General features: G+C 50.6%; 15 protein-coding genes. 2 read left to right on the forward strand and 13 right to left on the reverse strand.

Translation table 11 applies throughout. The features are described from left to right. Positions 1-11 precede the first annotated feature (11 nt). Together WFJ73_RS05925 and WFJ73_RS05930 are read right to left on the reverse strand one after the other, a co-directional pair. Positions 12-986, reverse strand: coding sequence for a serine hydrolase domain-containing protein (locus WFJ73_RS05925; RefSeq protein ID WP_336772177.1), 975 nt, complete (start codon positions 984-986; stop codon positions 12-14). A gap of 23 nt (positions 987-1,009) precedes the next feature. Beyond that, entirely contained in the window at positions 1,010-2,425 is a 1,416-nt protein-coding gene (locus WFJ73_RS05930; RefSeq protein ID WP_336772178.1) for an MDR family MFS transporter, read from the reverse strand. Positions 2,426-2,632: 207 nt separating this feature from the next. Between WFJ73_RS05930 and WFJ73_RS05935 the strand changes: the two genes are divergently transcribed. After that, positions 2,633-3,259 carry a DedA family protein gene (locus WFJ73_RS05935; RefSeq protein WP_336772179.1) on the forward strand — a complete coding sequence of 209 codons (627 nt, stop codon included), beginning with the start codon at positions 2,633-2,635 and terminating at the stop codon, positions 3,257-3,259. 168 nt (positions 3,260-3,427) lie between these two features. On the opposite strand, the gene WFJ73_RS05940 is transcribed toward WFJ73_RS05935, so the two are convergent. After that, a complete protein-coding gene (locus WFJ73_RS05940; protein ID WP_336772180.1) occupies positions 3,428-3,706 on the reverse strand; it encodes a hypothetical protein in 279 nt (92 codons plus the stop codon). Between the two features lie 219 nt (positions 3,707-3,925). On the opposite strand from WFJ73_RS05940, the gene WFJ73_RS05945 reads away from it, so the two are divergent. Further along, positions 3,926-5,338: a hypothetical protein gene (locus WFJ73_RS05945; RefSeq protein ID WP_336772181.1), complete on the forward strand. Its 1,413-nt coding sequence runs from the start codon at positions 3,926-3,928 to the stop codon at positions 5,336-5,338. A gap of 52 nt (positions 5,339-5,390) precedes the next feature. Here the strand turns inward: WFJ73_RS05945 and bacA are convergent, their stop codons facing one another. The 10 genes from bacA to hrpB form a co-directional block, all read right to left on the reverse strand. Further along, entirely contained in the window at positions 5,391-6,179 is a 789-nt protein-coding gene (gene bacA, locus WFJ73_RS05950) for an undecaprenyl-diphosphate phosphatase (protein WP_127495158.1), read from the reverse strand. Positions 6,180-6,328: 149 nt separating this feature from the next. Further along, positions 6,329-7,627, reverse strand: coding sequence for a hemolysin family protein (locus tag WFJ73_RS05955; RefSeq protein WP_336772182.1), 1,299 nt, complete (start codon positions 7,625-7,627; stop codon positions 6,329-6,331). A 127-nt stretch (positions 7,628-7,754) separates the two neighbouring features. After that, a complete protein-coding gene (locus WFJ73_RS05960) occupies positions 7,755-8,114 on the reverse strand; it encodes a Lin0512 family protein (protein WP_336772183.1) in 360 nt (119 codons plus the stop codon). Between the two features lie 14 nt (positions 8,115-8,128). Next, the gene (locus tag WFJ73_RS05965; RefSeq protein WP_442955926.1) at positions 8,129-9,265 is read right to left on the reverse strand and encodes a DUF3900 domain-containing protein; all 1,137 of its coding nucleotides are present in this window, start codon (positions 9,263-9,265) and stop codon (positions 8,129-8,131) included. A gap of 30 nt (positions 9,266-9,295) precedes the next feature. Next, a complete protein-coding gene (locus WFJ73_RS05970) occupies positions 9,296-10,390 on the reverse strand; it encodes a nitric oxide synthase oxygenase (RefSeq protein WP_336772185.1) in 1,095 nt (364 codons plus the stop codon). Between the two features lie 242 nt (positions 10,391-10,632). After that, positions 10,633-11,079 (reverse strand): disulfide oxidoreductase, encoded by a 447-nt coding sequence (locus WFJ73_RS05975; RefSeq protein WP_127495163.1) that lies wholly within the window; start codon positions 11,077-11,079, stop codon positions 10,633-10,635. A gap of 5 nt (positions 11,080-11,084) precedes the next feature. Further along, entirely contained in the window at positions 11,085-11,825 is a 741-nt protein-coding gene (locus tag WFJ73_RS05980) for a DsbA family protein (RefSeq protein ID WP_336772186.1), read from the reverse strand. 176 nt (positions 11,826-12,001) lie between these two features. Beyond that, entirely contained in the window at positions 12,002-14,083 is a 2,082-nt protein-coding gene (locus tag WFJ73_RS05985) for a HelD family protein (protein WP_336772187.1), read from the reverse strand. A 73-nt stretch (positions 14,084-14,156) separates the two neighbouring features. Next, the gene (locus WFJ73_RS05990; protein ID WP_336772188.1) at positions 14,157-14,447 is read right to left on the reverse strand and encodes a DUF1294 domain-containing protein; all 291 of its coding nucleotides are present in this window, start codon (positions 14,445-14,447) and stop codon (positions 14,157-14,159) included. A gap of 25 nt (positions 14,448-14,472) precedes the next feature. Next, positions 14,473-16,965 (reverse strand): ATP-dependent helicase HrpB, encoded by a 2,493-nt coding sequence (hrpB, locus tag WFJ73_RS05995; RefSeq protein WP_336772189.1) that lies wholly within the window; start codon positions 16,963-16,965, stop codon positions 14,473-14,475. Positions 16,966-17,035 lie beyond the last annotated feature (70 nt).

Below are 17,035 nucleotides of genomic sequence, written 5' to 3' on the forward strand. Positions count from 1 at the left end.
CACCAAACAGCCTACTTTTTTAAGGCTCCTGCAATATGTTCAAATATTAGATTACGGGATTTGACCGCTTCGTTCCGTCCCGCCAGTGCTTTTCTCAGCACAATAACCAGTCGTTCTTCAGGCGCAACAAGCAAATATTGACCGCCGTGCCCAAAAGCAAAATAGCAGTCAAACGCTCCGTTGTGCTCGGATGGCGACTGCCACCAGTGGTACCCGTAAGCCCCGTAAATAGGCGGTTCATAGTGAAGAAGTCCTCTATGATGCCGCTTGGTCGACTCCTGAACCCATGAAGATGAAATCAACCTCTCTCCGAACCAATCGCCTTCTCTTAAATGCAAAAGCCCCAGCTTCGCCAAGTCCCTTCCGAATAATTGAAGACCGGTGCCTCCTTCATTAATCCCTTTATGAGAGGTCCATTTCGCTTGTCGGAAGCCCATTGGCCGGAAGAGCCGGCTTGTGGCATAATCAAGCGCGCTATGGCCCGTAGCTGCCGTCAGAATAGCGGATAAGAGATGGGAGCCACCCGAATTGTAGAGATAGGCGTTGCCCGGTTCGCTTATCATGGATCTCTCAAGCACAAACCGGATAGGGTCAGTAGCTTTTTTCATCGCTTTATAAGGCTTATCGAAGTCCGGCCAGTCCCAACCGGAGGTCATCGTCAGCAGATGCTTGATTTGAATGGAGGAGTCTGCCGCTCCTTCGAAATAATCCGAAATAGGCTGGTCTACGCTTTGGATATGACCGTCCTCGATGGCAACTCCGATAAGCGCGGACAACACGCTTTTGGTACAGGATAAGAGCGGCCCCACCGAATCCTCGCCCTTGGCATGCCACTCCCAGGCTATCGCATCATCGCGCATAATAATGACGGAAGTCATTTTCCAAGGCTCCAGCCATTCCTTCATCTGTTCCAGCTTTGATTCATCCAGATCTGCAACGGATGGCTCAACGATACGTAAATAAGGATCATCGATTAAAGTTGTCATGCCATTCATCAGCCTTTCTGGTTCTAAGAGGATGCATCGGCCGTATCCGATGGGGCATGGCTGCCTTCTGTGCCGGCTTTTGGCAGCATAAACATAGACAGCAGCACCACGACCGACATGACGCCCAGGATCATAAAGATCCGGTGAAGGCTATGTTCCAGCTTAAGCGCGTCAATCGATTCCGTATTCCCGGTGTTAAGAAGCAGTCCAAACATGGCTATCCCCACCGTCTGCCCAAGCGTGCGGATAAAGTTGTTGCTGCCAACCGCCGCTCCACGCAGCTCCCAGCTGACAGCCGAGGTTACCGCGACGGTAAAGCTTGTTAACGATAAGCCAAACGACAAGCCGGATAAGCATGTATAGATCATAAACAGCACGATGGAGGTGTGGGCGTTCATAAGCATGAAGCCGGCGCTGCCTGCAATAAGAAAGAGCGAACCCGTTACCGCGATTCGTCGCATGCCATACTTGGCAATAAAATTACCGGCTAGAATAGCCCCAAGGGGCCAACCTATGGACAGCGGGATCATGGCCATTCCGGAGTATGTCGCGCTTTCGCCTAGTACGCCTTGAATCCACAGCGGAAGGTAAAAAATCGCAACAACATTAATGACGCAAATCAAAAAGCTGATTGCGTTTACGGCGCTAATCGTACGGATTTTAAAAATCTTGAGCGGAATAATCGGCTCGCGCGAACGCTTTTCAACATAATAGAACAGTGTCAGGAGGATTACCGCGGAAGCCAGAAGCAAAATAATTTCAGTCCTGGATTGAGCCGCATCCGGCTCACGAAGAATCGTTAGCGCATACAGAAAAGCAAACATCCCTGCCGCAAAAGCTGCAATGCCGGGGTAATCGATATGCCGCTTCTGCTTCACGGACACTTCCTTCAACGACACCATCAGAAGCACAAGCGCCACGATGCCGAACGGAAGATTCATATAAAAGATAGCCCGCCAGGACACATAATCGACAAGCAAACCGCCGGCAAGCGGTCCGGTGATTCCGGCGATGCCCCAAATACTCGACATCCAGCCCTGGACTTTAGCCCGTTGCTCGAACGGGTATAAGTCGCCGATAATGGTATATGGAATCGTGGTTAACGCTCCCGCTCCAAGGCCCTGAATCGCCCTGAAAGCAATCAGCTGCGGCATGGATTCGGCAAGTCCGGACAACATGGAGCCCAGCAGGAAAATGCCAGCTCCGGCAATAAACATTTTTTTGCGCCCGAACAGATCGGACAGTTTGCCGTAAATCGGGGTTGTGATCACCGTTGCAAGCAGATAAATCGAGATAATCCAGCTGTACTGCTGGATCCCGTGCAATTCACCGGTAATGCTCGGCATTGCAGTACTTACGATGGTTCCTTCGATAGCCGCAAGGAAGGTCGCAACATACAAGGCAACGGTTACAGTACGTCTGTTGGTTGTTGTACTCATTATTTCTCCTTTCCGTACGTCTTATGACTTGGTAAAAATGCGAAACACTCTATTATGATACTTGTTCATGGAAAAGATCAATGCTTTTTGCGGTTTTTGGCAAAGAACACAACCATTTTGACCTATCGGAAAGCCATATTTTATGTTAGCTTTATAAAAGCGTCTTTTTGATCAAATACGTTGATGATGTAAGGGATGAATAAACAAATGGGATATGATTATTTAATATCCATTATCGATCAGTTCGGCTACGTCTCGCTTTTTCTGGTACTGTGCCTTGGCTTAATCGGCCTTCCCGTTCCGAACGAAGTTGTCGTTATGACTGGCGGCGCTTTTGTTGCTTCGGGTCTGTTAAGTCCCGTGCCGGCTTATCTGATGGTATTCCTTGGAATATGCTCGGCGATGACTTTTAATTATTCGATCGGCCGGTTCGCGGGCAGCAAAATTTTCGACTGGTTCATGAGAAAAAAGAATATGGATAAATTCATACATCAAGCTCAAAACATGAGCGAAAAGTACGGCGGCTTTGCGCTTAGCATCGGCCTTATTCTTCCCGTACTGCGGCATGTGATGCCGTTTGTCGGAGGAACCAACAAGATGACTTATAAACGTTTTGCGTTATTTGCTTATCCAAGCGCTTTTGTCTGGACGCTGATCTACTTTATCCTTGGTACGTTTGTCGGCGACCGTGTGCAAGCGATTGGCGACTCGATTGCCAATAATGGAATGATCGTTGTTTACGCCTTAATTGCCGTTATCGCTGGCGCGGCAGCCTGGATGTTCATCCGTAACCGTGCGGCCAAGAAGAACGATAAGGCAGAGCGTCCGATGTGATGAAATCTTTATCGAAGTAATTCGAAGATGAGCGACCGCGGTTAGCGGTAGATTTAATCGCCAATTAGAATTTATGTTTCCAATTGTTTGGAAACGTGAAATTCTAATGTGGAGAAAAAAATCAAAAAAACCTCCGGATCCCTACATTTAGGGAAACCGGAGGTTTTTTTATTTGAACTTCGGATCCAATTTCTCTTCCGCCGCGTTCACCAGGTAATCAAACAGCTCGTCATCCTCTTCGAGCATGTCCTCTACCGCCAGCAGCTGATCCTCGTCACCCGATTCGTGAAGGAAGAAGAGACCATACCCCCACTCCGTTCTTTTCCTGCTATGAATGGTCATCTCATATTGATTCGGCTGGCCGGTAATTTCGAATTGAATACGGCCAACATATCCTTCTTCCTTCGTGTAAGTCATCGATGCATCCAAAATTTTAACGTTATCCATCTGTTCTATACTTCCTTCCGATCATTTAAGTTTGCGATTGAAAATGCTAAAAATAGCCTGCCCTCTAATTGTATATGGTTTACCGCATTCGTCAACAAATGTTCACTGCGATTAGTCACATTCTCATGTAAACCGTGATGAACGCCTATAGGCGGCCTTGCATACTGTACATTACGGCAGCGGTTACCGAAGCCGTGTATCCCATGAGAGGGTGATTTTATGGCCATTGATTTAGAGGCGCTGCATTGGGTGTACCTCGTCTTTATCGTCGCCATTATCGGCTTTATGGTGATGCGCAGAGATACGTCGCTCCTTTGTATCGTTGGCATCTTTGTGCTTGGCCTACTGGCAACCGAATCGCTAAGCGACTCCGTCAGCGGTGTATTTAACAGCTTTATTTATGCCATTAAAGAACTAATGGGCACTATCCTCATTATATCCATAATTGTCGCAATGAGCCGGGTGTTGATCCGAACTGGCATAAATGAAGTGATGATCTCCCCATTTGCCCGCTTCTTGCGGACGCCTACCCTGGCCTTCTGGGGAATTGGCCTGATCATGATGGTTACCTCATGGTTCTTCTGGCCCTCCCCTGCCGTAGCGTTGATTGGCGCCGTGTTGCTGCCGGTTGCGCTAAGAGTTGGCCTTCCCGCATTAGGAGCCGCGATGGCTATGAACTTATTCGGCCACGGCATTGCGTTATCCGGCGACTACATCATTCAAGGCGCTCCAAAACTAACGGCTGATGCGGCTGGCTTGCCGGTTAGCGATGTCATGCAGGCAAGTATCCCGCTTGTTATCGTAATGGGGCTCGTTACGACGGTTACGGCTTTCTGGATGATGCGCCGCGATATGAAGACCGGGAAATGGAATGACGGCATCATCTCCAAGGTGGAAGGCGATAAAGAGCTAACCGGCGAAGATGATCTTGCTTTCAAAAATGTACTGTCTCACGGCACCAAGCTAACGTTGGCCATCCTGATTCCCGTACTGTTTGCCATCGACGTTGTGACCATGTTCGTCATGGATTTGCAGGGAGGCGACGCGACCGCGCTTGTCGGCGGTACCGCGATCTTTATTCTTCTTATCATCACGATGCTCGCTCATAAGAACAAAGGCTTGGAGAAAACAACGAATTATCTGATTGAAGGCTTCTTGTTCGGTTTTAAAATGTTTGGCCCCGTCATTCCGATCGCAGCATTTTTCTACCTGGGCGACTCAGGCTTCACCGCCATCTTTGGCGATACGCTTCCTGCCGGCTCTCAAGGCATCGTCAACGACCTTGGTGTTGCCCTTGCGAATAATGTACCGGTGAATAGCGAGGTTGGCTCCGTTACGCTGACTCTCGTGGGCGCTGTTACCGGTCTTGACGGATCCGGCTTCTCGGGTATATCGCTGGCAGGCTCCATTGCCCAGCTATTCGGAGGGGCAATCGGTTCCGGGGTAGCCACCCTGACCGCTCTTGGTCAAGTCGCGGCGATCTGGGTAGGCGGCGGTACGCTTGTACCATGGGCGCTTATTCCTGCAGCCGCAATATGCGGTGTTAGCCCGTTCGAGCTGGCGCGACGCAACCTAAAACCCGTTATTATCGGTCTCTGCGTTACAACCGTTGTTGCCATGTTCTTAGTCTAACAAAAAGGATGATCCCTTTGGCACATGGCCAACAGGATCATCCTTTTGCTGTTTACAATATAATAAAGGCAAATACAATCGCAAGAGCAAAGCGGTAATACGCGAACCAGGACAAGCTAAGGCGCTTGATCAGATTCAGGAAAGTAACAATCGCGATCATCGCAACGATAAATGCAGCAACGAATCCGATAATAAAGAGCGGCGCATCCGATGCCGTGAGGAACTCGCGGCTTTTGATCAAGTCGATACCGCTGGCCCCCGCCATAATCGGCACCGATACCATAAACGTGAATTCGGCTGCCGCCTTTTGGCTTGCGCCAAAGAACATGCCGCCTGAGATCGTCGAACCGGAACGGGAAAAGCCTGGCCACAATGCAAGAACCTGGAACATACCGATTGCAAAAGCTTGCTTGTATGTAATGTCATCCAGCTCTTCCGCAGTAACTTTCTTTTTCAACCGGTCTGCTACGATCATCAGAATACCGCCTGCTACGAGACCGACAAGCACCGTTGCGGAGCTGAATAAATAATCTTTGATAACATCATGAAACAAAACTCCAATTACTCCGGCGGGAATCATGGCAAGCACAAAGTGAATGGCGTTAACGCCCGATCCTTTTCTGAAATCGAATTTCAGCAAGCCTAGAAACTTTCTCCAGTACAACACGAGGACAGCAAGTACGGCGCCTAATTGAATAACAACCTCAAAGACCTTTGCCCGGTCATCCTGAAAGTTTAACAACTCTGCTGTCAGAATCAAGTGGCCTGTTGAAGAGACAGGCAAAAATTCCGTAAGCCCTTCAATGATGCCCATAATAATGGCATTAAATAAATCTCCCAAATGTAGTCCTCCATCTCCTAAATTTTCTTTCGCTTATTTTCTGAGTTAACCAACCTTATTATAATAGCACAAGGAAGAGACAAGCGAAAGCAACCAACGTTTTAGGAGAAAAGCCGCATCCCTGTTACCGGAATACGGCTCGTTAGTCCTTATTCATTAACGAGGTCAACGATATTGACGATGATTTCAATCTTGCGGATGCGATGCCGTTCTTTCTCGCGGATAATAAAAGTCAGCTCTTCGTAATCCTGAGGCACCCCGACCTGCAAATCAGGATATTGATTAAACAACCAGCCTCCGATCGAGTCCACGTCATGGCTTTCCAGATGGGATCCAAGCGCTTCATTAACTTCGCTGATTAATGCTTTGCCGTCTACTATAAAACGATTCGGCTCGATCGCATCGATTTCCTTTACCTCGTCGGCATCAAATTCGTCACGGATCTCGCCGACAATTTCCTCAAGAATATCCTCAATGGTGATCAACCCCGAGGTCCCGCCGTATTCGTCAAGCAGAATAGCGATATGCACCCGCTCCTGCTGCATTTTTCGGAGAAGCTTCTTGATTGGCATCACTTCCGGAACGGACATAACCGGCTGCAGCAGCGTAGCCACATCGGTCTCGTCATTGCCGAAGTACTGCATGAAGAACTGCTTCGTATTGATGATGCCGATAATATTGTCCTTGCTGCCTTTCGCAACCGGGAACCGCGTATATTGCTCGCGACGGATAATCGAGATGTTATCGACTTTCGAATTCTCGATAAACAAACAAACCATGTCGGTACGCGGCACCATGATCTCCCGTGCCAGACGTTCGTCGAATTCGAAGATCCGGTTCACATAGCTGAGCTCGCTTTGATTGATTTTGCCGTTCTCGAAGCTTTCTGACATGATACTTTTGATCTCTTCCTCCGAATGAGCCTCATGCTCGCCCGTCGGCTTGAAACCCATCAATCGGACGATGCTGTTGGCTGAGCCGTTAAGCAGCCAAATAAACGGGAACATCACTTTATAAAAAACAATAATGATTGGAGCGGAGGTTAAGCTAATTTGCTCCGGTTTAATGATAGCAACCGTCTTTGGCGCAAGCTCGCCAAGCACGACGTGAAGATAGGTCACCACTGCAAAGGATATAATAAAGGACAGCACATTAACCAGATTTCCGCCAATATGCAAGCTGTGAAACAATGGGTCCAGCAAGTCATGAACGGTTGGTTCTCCAAGCCAACCTAAACCCAGCGCAGTAATCGTGATGCCTAACTGGCAGGCGGACAAATAACTGTCAAGATGCGTAATTACATTTTGCACCGCTGCCCCATTTCGGACACCTTCCGCGACCATTTGGTTTACCCGGCTGGGGCGGAGACGGACAACTGCGAATTCTGTCGCTACGAAGAATGCAGAACAAAACAGCAGCACCGCAAACAAGATCAGTTTCAGAAGCATAAGCGTCTCTCCTCGGCACTGTTCGTAATTACATGTATTTTACCCTTCCCGGCCGTTCATGAATCCTGAAAAAATAAACCGTATCCGGATCAGCAAGATCCGGATACGGTTCGACTAACGATTCTTATTAATACCCAACCTCCACCGACGCGTTTACGATGTAAATCAGATCGTTTTTGTCATCCTTGTCCGGCAGTACAATTCCGCTTGTCGTCATCATACCGCCATCCATAATTTCCACCGTGACCTGACCGTAAGGCAATACGGCCTTCACTTGCTCTACGTCAAGAAGCTCTTTGTCGCAAGGCACAGCAAGCTTGATATGGACCTTCATGTTGTCCAACGTTCCACCCGGCAGGACCGAGCGCAGTCCGGGCATCGAATTATGATGGATCGCGTTCTGAACCGCTCTTACCGCAGCTTTCGTTACGTTCTGTCCGTGCAGATCGCAGCCCATGCCGATCTCAATAAAAAATAATTTGTCCATTATCTTCCCCTCCGTTACCAAGGTACGCCATCATCCTGAGCAGATGATTCCTCAACATACGGCTGTATAGCCGGTTCTTCTTCCTTGACGTTAGTGCCGATAATCGGCAAAAGCTGTTCAAGATCCGGAGGCAGGAGCAATTCGACAGGCGAGACCCCTTTCTCGAACTGGAAGGCATCTCCTTCAATAACGGCAACATAACGTCCATTATGTTTAGCAAAATGCAGCGTGATTCCGAAGTCAGCCAGTAATCCCCTGACCGTCACGCCGCCAAGCTTGAACGAAAACGGCAGATCCGGCTTTTGCTCAACAAGCGCAGCCGAAGCCGTGCTTACCTGCTCATGCGTCCAGTATTCCTGAAGCTCGCGCTTCTCGCTGGCTGCCCATACCTCGATAGCATTCTCTTCCTCGCGTCTTTCCACGCTTTCCGGCTCGGCCTGCCACTTATCCTCCATGTATTGCTGGACCATGCCAAGCACTTGCTCGCCCATTACTTCGGGAAGCGGCTTTTCATAAGATACAAACTTCAGAAAATCCTCGAAATAACGGGCATGCGATGCCTGATGGATTTTGAGCTCCCAATGGTCAAGCGAGCCTTCCTCCGGCATATGCGGATATTGAATCGACTTCATCCCGCGTGCGCTGATCGCCATTTCGACATGCGAAATCAGGCTCCGCTCATCGGAAATCCTTGCAATCTTTGGTTCGAAATCGCATTTAAGCAGGAAGAGAAACGGTTCGTCGAAATACGTATTAAGCTTTGCCCGCGCAATGATAAAAGCTCCGCCCCGAACGGCCGTCGTATCCATGTAGATATGTACAAGCTCGTCGGCGATCCCAATGAAGCGCTCTTTAGAGTCAGCCTCCCGCAAGCGTTGGAACAGGTTATAGTTCTGGTTGCTCCCCAGCTCGTAACCCGGCTCAACCATGAAACGGCCGATTTTCGTAGGCGCATTTTCAGTATTTGGGTTACGTTCTACTTTTCTTTTGACTATCCGCGTAAATTCCCCGTCGAGAAACCGTTTGATCTCGCTGTCTTCATAATCGTCTTCCTCCAGCGTTTGAAAATGCTTATACCGCTTCGTGGAAGAGCTGTCTTCGCCATCCGTTACAATAACGAAGAAAGAGAGATATTCCATTCTGAAATCCACTTTTTAGTTTTCCCCCATGACCTAGGCTTATTAATTATTCTGAATATATGGAGCCTTCTGATAGCCGTAAGCCGGCTTCAGCTCCGTATTGTCAAATCCGCGATGCCATACCGGAGTCGTAGAAGGCGACATCGGCGGGATGAGCCAGGACCACCGGCCGGTCAGCGGCCGTCCGTTATTTTGCTCCTGCTGGGCAAACCGCATGAACTGCTCTGCTGCCGTATGATGGTCTACTATGCTCACGCCATGCTTCTTGAATGAGTGAATGACCGCGACATTAAGCTCGATTAACGCACGATCCTTCCATAACGATGTATTGGTCGACATATCAAGCCCCATCAGCCGGGCAACTTCAGGAAGCTTGTTATAACGGTTGAAGTCCGCCAAATTGCGTGCCCCAATCTCCGTCCCCATATACCAGCCGTTAAACGGTGCGGCCGTGTACGAAATACCGCCGATCTCCAGCTTCATATCCGAAATAAAAGGGACCGCGTACCATTGCAGCGCCAGTTCTTCAAATCGTTCAATTTCGGGATGAGACAGCGGCACTTCCTTGACCAGTCCTTCCGGAAGCTCGTACCAGCTTGGAGGATCGTCATTCACCTGAATAACGAGCGGAAGCACGTCAAATGCGGTTCCCGCCCCTTTCCAGCCCAGAGCTATGCACACCCGGGTAAAATCCAAAGATGCCGGATCGCCCAGTATTCCGTTTTCCGTATCGTATCCTGCGTACCGCACCAGCTGATGATTCCAAATCCGGATCTGCCGGTTCCCGTATTGCGGAGCGAATACCGTAATAGCCGGACGCACGCGCCCTTCGTTTGTGGCATAATTAATATGGTTAAATATCTGTTCAGCTATTTGGTCGGCATCCTGTAAAGAACGCGCGTCGATGACCTCAAGCGATTGCCAGAATAACCGGCCGATACAACGATTGCTGTTCCGCCAGGCCATTCTCGCTCCATGGCGGAGCTCCTCCAACGTATGTACGTAATAACCCTTACTCTCAATCGACTGCTCGATTTCCTTCAGACGGTCCAATGCTTCTGCTTCCGTCTTGCCCAGCTCACTATAACAATTCCCGATGAACTGCTCCGCCTCTTTATATAATTCTGTTGCAATCATGCTCGCACCTGCTCTCTATCCAACAACTTTCTTCTTAAGATAACGTATTTTGAAAGAGCATGCCACTTTGCCGCGAGCGAAAAAGGGGCGTTCACTTATTGTTCATGGTTTCATTTAACCGGCTTGTCACAATTGCAATAGAAAGGATACTCTCATAAGAAAATCGCCCTCTCCCTCTAGGCAAGAAGAAGCTGTTGAAAGCTTTCCTGCCAATGAGGGAAATAGGCGATTTCATTTTTTCATTACTCGCTTTTTTGGCGGCCAAGCACCAGAAGAACGGTAATTAAAATAAAAGCGGTCAAGGCCATCAGCGGAATGGTGATGAAGCCCAGCCAGTTTAGATAATCATAGTTGCACGGAATACCCGAACGGCATGGCATCATATCGCCCACCTTTGGAAACCAGATTTCGAAGTTGTGGTAGATCGAGATCAGCATTCCGATGATGCTAAGCGGCAGAACATATCCGATGATGCGGCGGTCGCCGCGATAAGCCGCGATTCCAAGCAGAATGACCTGCGGGTACATAAAAATTCGCTGGTACCAACACAAATCGCATGGAATAAATCCGCGGATTTCGCTAAAATACAAGGACCCGCCGGTAGCGACTAAAGCGACAAGCCAAGCCAAATATAAACCATATCGCTGAAACCAGCTTTCATAGATTTCGGATTCGGTTGTCGTTGTCAAGTTCCCTACTCCTTATTCACAGCTTCGTCGATTGCCGCTTTGATACTCGCGTAATCAAGGTTGCCGGCATATTGGACGCCGTTAATAAAGAGCGTTGGCGTACCCGTTACATTAAGCGGGCCTACTTTTGCGTTGTCTTTGTTCACTTCGCTTTGATACGTTTTATCGTCGATATCCTTCTTCAGCTTGTCGAAGTCAAGCGTAAGCTTCGCGTCCTTCGCGAGCTGAACAAGGTAGTCCGAGGTTGCCCATTTGGTCTTCTCGTCCTTCTGATTATCATAGATCGTTTTGTAATACGTCCAGAACGCTTCGTCGCCGGCTTGCTGCTGCACAGCCTCGGCAGCCAATGCGGCGGTTGTTGAATCGGGACCGATAAAGGTGTAGTTCGCGAAATACAAAGCCGCTTTACCCGTATCAATAAAATCCTTTTCGAGCTGCGGTTCTACGTTTTGCGCAAAATACTGACAAATCGGGCACTTGTAATCGCCGAATTCTACAATCTTGACGGGAGCTTCCGCATTACCCTTAACCGGCAGTCCGGTATAATCGATATCGTATACCTTGTTTGCAAGATCAGCCTGCTGCTTCGATTGATGATTAATACCTAAAATGATAACTACGATTACGGCTACGATCGCCAGCGTCAAAACAATAAGCGATTTATTGGATTGCTTCCTCACCGGCTGCTTGTAAGTGCCTTGTCTTGGCCGCTGCTGCTTGGCCTTTGCTTTTGCTTGAGTGCCCAAACTTGTCCATTCCTCCCCGGCATTTGAATAATGTCGTTGGCCGTATCCAGCGCCAGGCACAATTTCCAATGCCTGGCGCCGATGATAATGCCTGTACTTGTGACCAGTGTAGTTACAACGTGCTTTAATGTCAATAACAAGCTGTGACATGACGAAATACTGTCATATTTGAATAGCTATTTTTCATTAATTAATGTCGTTAAAAAATCTCGGTGCAGCAGCTTCAGCTTATGAAGAGCACGCGTGCAGCCTACATATAAAAGTTTAGAGTCGTCCTGCGTATACATATCGGCCCCGGCGTCAGCAATTAATACCGCGTCGAATTCCAGCCCCTTCGACAAATAGACCGGAACGACCGATAGCCCGCCGCCGTACTCCGGCTGCTTGCTCTGTACCAGCGATGCTTCAAGTCCTTCGCCAATCAGATAATCATGCAGCTCCGCGCATTGCTCCGCGGTACGGCCGATCACCGAAATCGTCTGGAATTGGCCGGCTGCCTGCCATTCACGGATGGACTGCGCAATCTGCTTCTGCCAAGCCGCTTGGTCCACCTGCGCAACCTCAACCGGATCTCCGCTCCGGAACACTGGTACGGCCGGCTTTACGCCGCCGCCCATCGCGCCAAGGATCCGGTTCGCGAATTCGATGATTTCCATTGTCGAGCGATAGCTGCGGTTCAGCTCGAAGAAGCCGGTCTGTTCCTCGTTAAAGAGCTGAATCAGCTCCGTCCAGCTGTTAATTCCTGCGTAAGCATGAATGCCTTGCTGAAGATCGCCCAGAACCGTCATCGACGGCGTTCGTTGGCAAAGCTTCAGGGCTTCCAGCTGGAATGGCGAATAATCCTGCGCTTCGTCAATGACGATATGATCGTAAGCCGGAATCTTTAGTCCGTACAAACGGAGATGAATATAGACAAGCGGTGCCAGATCCTCCGCTTCAACCACGCCATCCTTCAACGCAGCCGCCGTAGCTGTTGCTATAGCCTTCGGAATGACGGAAACGGCTTGCTTGCCTTGGAATAAAGCCGAATAGAGCTGAGGTGCCGTGTAAGATGGGATCTTTTTCGCAAAGGCGGTAAGCTTGGTCTGCGCTTTGGCGCGCAGCTTCTTATCCACAACCTTGCGAAGCTTAAGCTCCGATTCATACCAGCGGCGGATGCGGTTTACGAGCCGATCGCGCTTCTGCATCAAAGTCTCGTCGCCGTAATCCGTCTCGTACCATTCCTTCATTTGCTCCGGCTGCAGCACAAGACCTGGCAGCGGTTCAAACGGGATTACCGGAACGATCCGCTGCGCCAGCTCTTCAATCCGGGAATCGATCGCTTCTTTGAAGGCAAGCGAGCCTTTGATCCGGCCTGGCGCATTTGCCATCTCAACCGCCGAACGATGCTGCTCGAACCAGTAAGCCAAGGCATCCGATGCGCTTCTCAGCTTCACCTCGTGCCCTAACAGCTCAAGCGACCAGTCCGCAAACGTCGTCTGCAAGATATCGCCTACGCCAAGCTCGGGAAGAACGCCGGAAATGTAATCCAGGAACATTCGGTTTGGAGCGAATATAATCATTCGTTCCGCTTTCACCCGGTCCGCGTATTGATAGAGAAGGAACGCAAGCCTGTGAAGGGCAACCGTCGTCTTACCACTGCCGGCTACCCCTTGAATGAACAGTGCTTTGCTTCGTTCCGACCGGATAATCCGGTCCTGTTCATGCTGGATCGTCGAGACGATATCCCGCAATTTGTTATCTTTGTTCTCGCCCAGGCGGTACAAGAGGAATTCATCCGTGACGGACTCTTCTTCCTTCCCGCGCACGTAGCTGTCAACCATGCGGACAAGCTCGCCCTGCCGCACCATAAAATTGCGCTTCAGATGCACATAACCTTCGATATCGCCTTCCGGCGCCGTGTATGTAGCCGCATCCTCCCCGCCCGTAAAAGAATAGAACAAGCTGGCGACCGGCGCGCGCCAATCGATGACAAGCAGCTCGTTGCTGCCTTGCTTGGCAACTCCTGCCTTGCCGATATACAGCGGCTTCTTCTCGCCTTCCGGCAGCTCTTCGAAATCAATTCGCCCGAAATAAGGCTCGCGGAAAGCAACCTCCAGACGCTGTTTGCGCTCCTCGCGCTGCAGATCGAGCATCTGCTCCGTAAAATCATCGCCCGTATAACGCGGACCTATGCCTGCCAGCTGACTCTTGATATCGTCCAGCGATCGAGCCAGCCTCTCTTGCTCTTCTTGATAGGCACTTTGAACCGTGGTCATGTCAGTTACCTCCTAAGAATAAAAATTTTAGTTTGCAAAAAACGAGTAACCAATATACCACAGGACAAATGCCTTAAGCAACGAAATTGAAATTCATCCCGATCAATCCCGTCAGATAATAAATCACGACAAGGTTAAAAATGAACAACAACGGAATTCCGACCCGGAAAGAGGTATGCTTCGTTTTGTGCCGCCATACCTGCATGCCAATCCAGGCCCCTAACGCTCCGCCGATTGCGCTTACTCCAAACAGCCTTTTTTCCGGTATGCGCCGCTTCTTGTGTCTAGCATAGCTTTTGTCCATTCCCATCATCGCAAACGCGATTATATTAATGACAAGCAAATAAATAATCAACAGTACCATTCTCGTGTCCCCTTCTTGCATTCGATTACGTACGCGGCTTTACCCGGTTCGTAGGCTGCGCCGCATACGGATCATCCGGCCAATAATGCTTCGGATACCGTCCCTTCAGATCTTTCTTGACTTCGAAATAGGCTTCGTTCCAGAAGCTTCTTAAATCTCTGGTCACCTGCACCGGTCTTTGGGAAGGCGATAACAGATGAAGGGTCAATGGCAGCCTTCCGCCGGCAAGGCGCGGCGTCTCTTGCAGTCCGAACAGCTCCTGAAGCCTTACGGCAATAAAAGGCGCGTCCGGATCGCTGTAATCAATCGGAATCCTCGAGCCGCTAGGCACTGTCATATGCGTAGGCACCTGCTCGTCAAGCTCCTGCCGCTGCCCCCAAGACAACAGCCCTTCCAGCAGCTGCACCATGTTAAGACGCTGCAAATCCGACTTGTTCTTCATGCCGTACAGATGCGGAAGCAGCCAATCGTGAACGGTAGCAAGCAGCGCCGCCTCGGATACATCCGGCCATCCGCTGTTATGATGCGCCATCAGCTGCATTCTTGCCTGTAACTGCCTTGCGGCCTTTGACATTGAGAGCAGACCAAGACCAACGCTTGCTATGCCGTCAGCTAACGCTGCTGCAATCAGCTCCGGCGCTGGCTGCTGAATTGGCGTTTCCTTTAATATAATCGAGCCAAGCCGTATGCGTCTTCGTGCGCGCACCGCTTGCGCTCCGGAATCCCATTCCACGCTCTCTTCCGTTTGGAACTGCTCACCGGCTGCCCGCTCCAGCATATCCAGATCCAGCTCGGCTGCCAGGCGTATGCGGCTTTCGCCGCCCGCATCGTCAAGCTCAGCAGCAGCCAGAAAGGCAGACCGCGACAAGGGCTGAAGCTCGGGCAGCGCAGCACCGCGGCCATTCGCCAGCAAATAACGCCCATCGGCCCGTCTTTGCGCGATCCGGTCCGGGTAAGCCAAAGCAATCAGCAGACCCACATAGGAAGTTCCCTTCCAATCCCGTTTGCGTTCATCCTCCTGCTCCTTATCCTTCACCATCTGCCTCCACTGCTTTGCTTGTGCTTTAATCCGCTGCACGGCACCGCGGTCAGCCTCGAGTCTACCGCCTGCTCCGTGCAGAGCTTCCAGCCGTAGCGATACATCGACATTCCGCTCCTGAGGCAATAAATCACGCTCGCTAAGCAGACCGGCCAGCTCGCAAGCTTCATCTAATAGATTCAACTCTTCGGCCTTAAGCAGCATAAACCCTAGCCTTGGATGAAGGCCAAGCTTAGCCATTCGGGCTCCCCGGCTGGTTATCCGGCCATCCGGATCAAGAGCCTGGAGCAGCATCAAGAGCTCAAGCGCTTGACGGTAGGCAGCCTGCGGGGGAGCATCCAGCCACATCAATTCGCCGGGTTCGGCGGCCCCCCATGCGGACAGCTCCAGAGCAAGCGGAGCCAGATCCGCATCAAGCAGCTCCGGCGTGTTATGCGGCGGTAAATAAGGATGCTCTTGCTCCGTCCACAGCCGGTAGCAGACGCCAGGCGCAAGACGTCCTGCCCGGCCTCTGCGTTGATCGGCTGAGGCTTGCGAGACAGGCACTGTCTCCAGACGTGTCATCCCGGTGCGGGGAGAAAACTTCGGAACCCTCATCAGCCCGCAATCCACAACGATACGAATCCCTTCGACGGTCAGGCTGGATTCCGCAATGGAAGTCGCCAATACCACCTTGCGCTCTCCGGGCTTGCAGGGGGCAACAGCCGCATCCTGCGCCTCCAGTGGGAGATTGCCGTGAAGCTCGGCGATTCGAATCGATGAAGTTAGTCCGGATTGGGCAAGAAGGCCTGCCGTTCGCCTGATTTCTCCTACGCCGGGCAGGAAGACTAGGACGTCGCCCTCATATTCCCGAATAGCTTCTACTATAACGGACGCAACTTGCGTCTCAATCCTGCCTTCTACCCTCGTTCTACGGTAGACGGTCTCAACCGGAAAGACGCGCCCGCTGCTTTGGATCACAGGTGCCCCGCCAAGCAATTCTGCGACAGGCTCCGCGTCAAGCGTGGCTGACATAACGAGAAGGCGAAGATCCTCCCTCAGCAGCGACTGGGACTGCAGGGTTAACGCCAGCCCAAGATCGCCGTGAAGATGGCGTTCGTGGAATTCGTCGAACAGAACCGCCCCAACCTGTTCAAGCGCCTGATCTTCCTGCAGCATGCGGGTCAGGACGCCTTCCGTGACCACTTCGATTCTCGTTTTGGCGCTTACCTTCGTATCCAACCTTACACGGTAGCCGACAGTCTCTCCGACTTGTTCCCCTAATGAGGCAGCCATATATTTGGCGGCGGACCGCGCGGCAAGCCGGCGCGGCTCCAGCATCACGATTTTCCGCCCGTTTAACCAATCCTCTTGAAGAAGCGCCAGCGGAACCCGGGTTGTCTTACCGGCTCCGGGCTCTGCGACAAGCACCGCGTTTGTACCGTCCCGCAACGCTTGCAACAGCTCCGGCAGTACGGCGTCAATAGGCAGTTGCTTCATAAAGTTATACATTCCTTCGCGTTTATTTAATGTCATTAAATATGTTTTATTTAATGCCATTAACCATTAT

Origin of the sequence: Paenibacillus sp. MMO-58, from assembly GCF_037146255.1 — a bacterium.
Lineage (GTDB): Bacteria > Bacillota > Bacilli > Paenibacillales > Paenibacillaceae > Pristimantibacillus.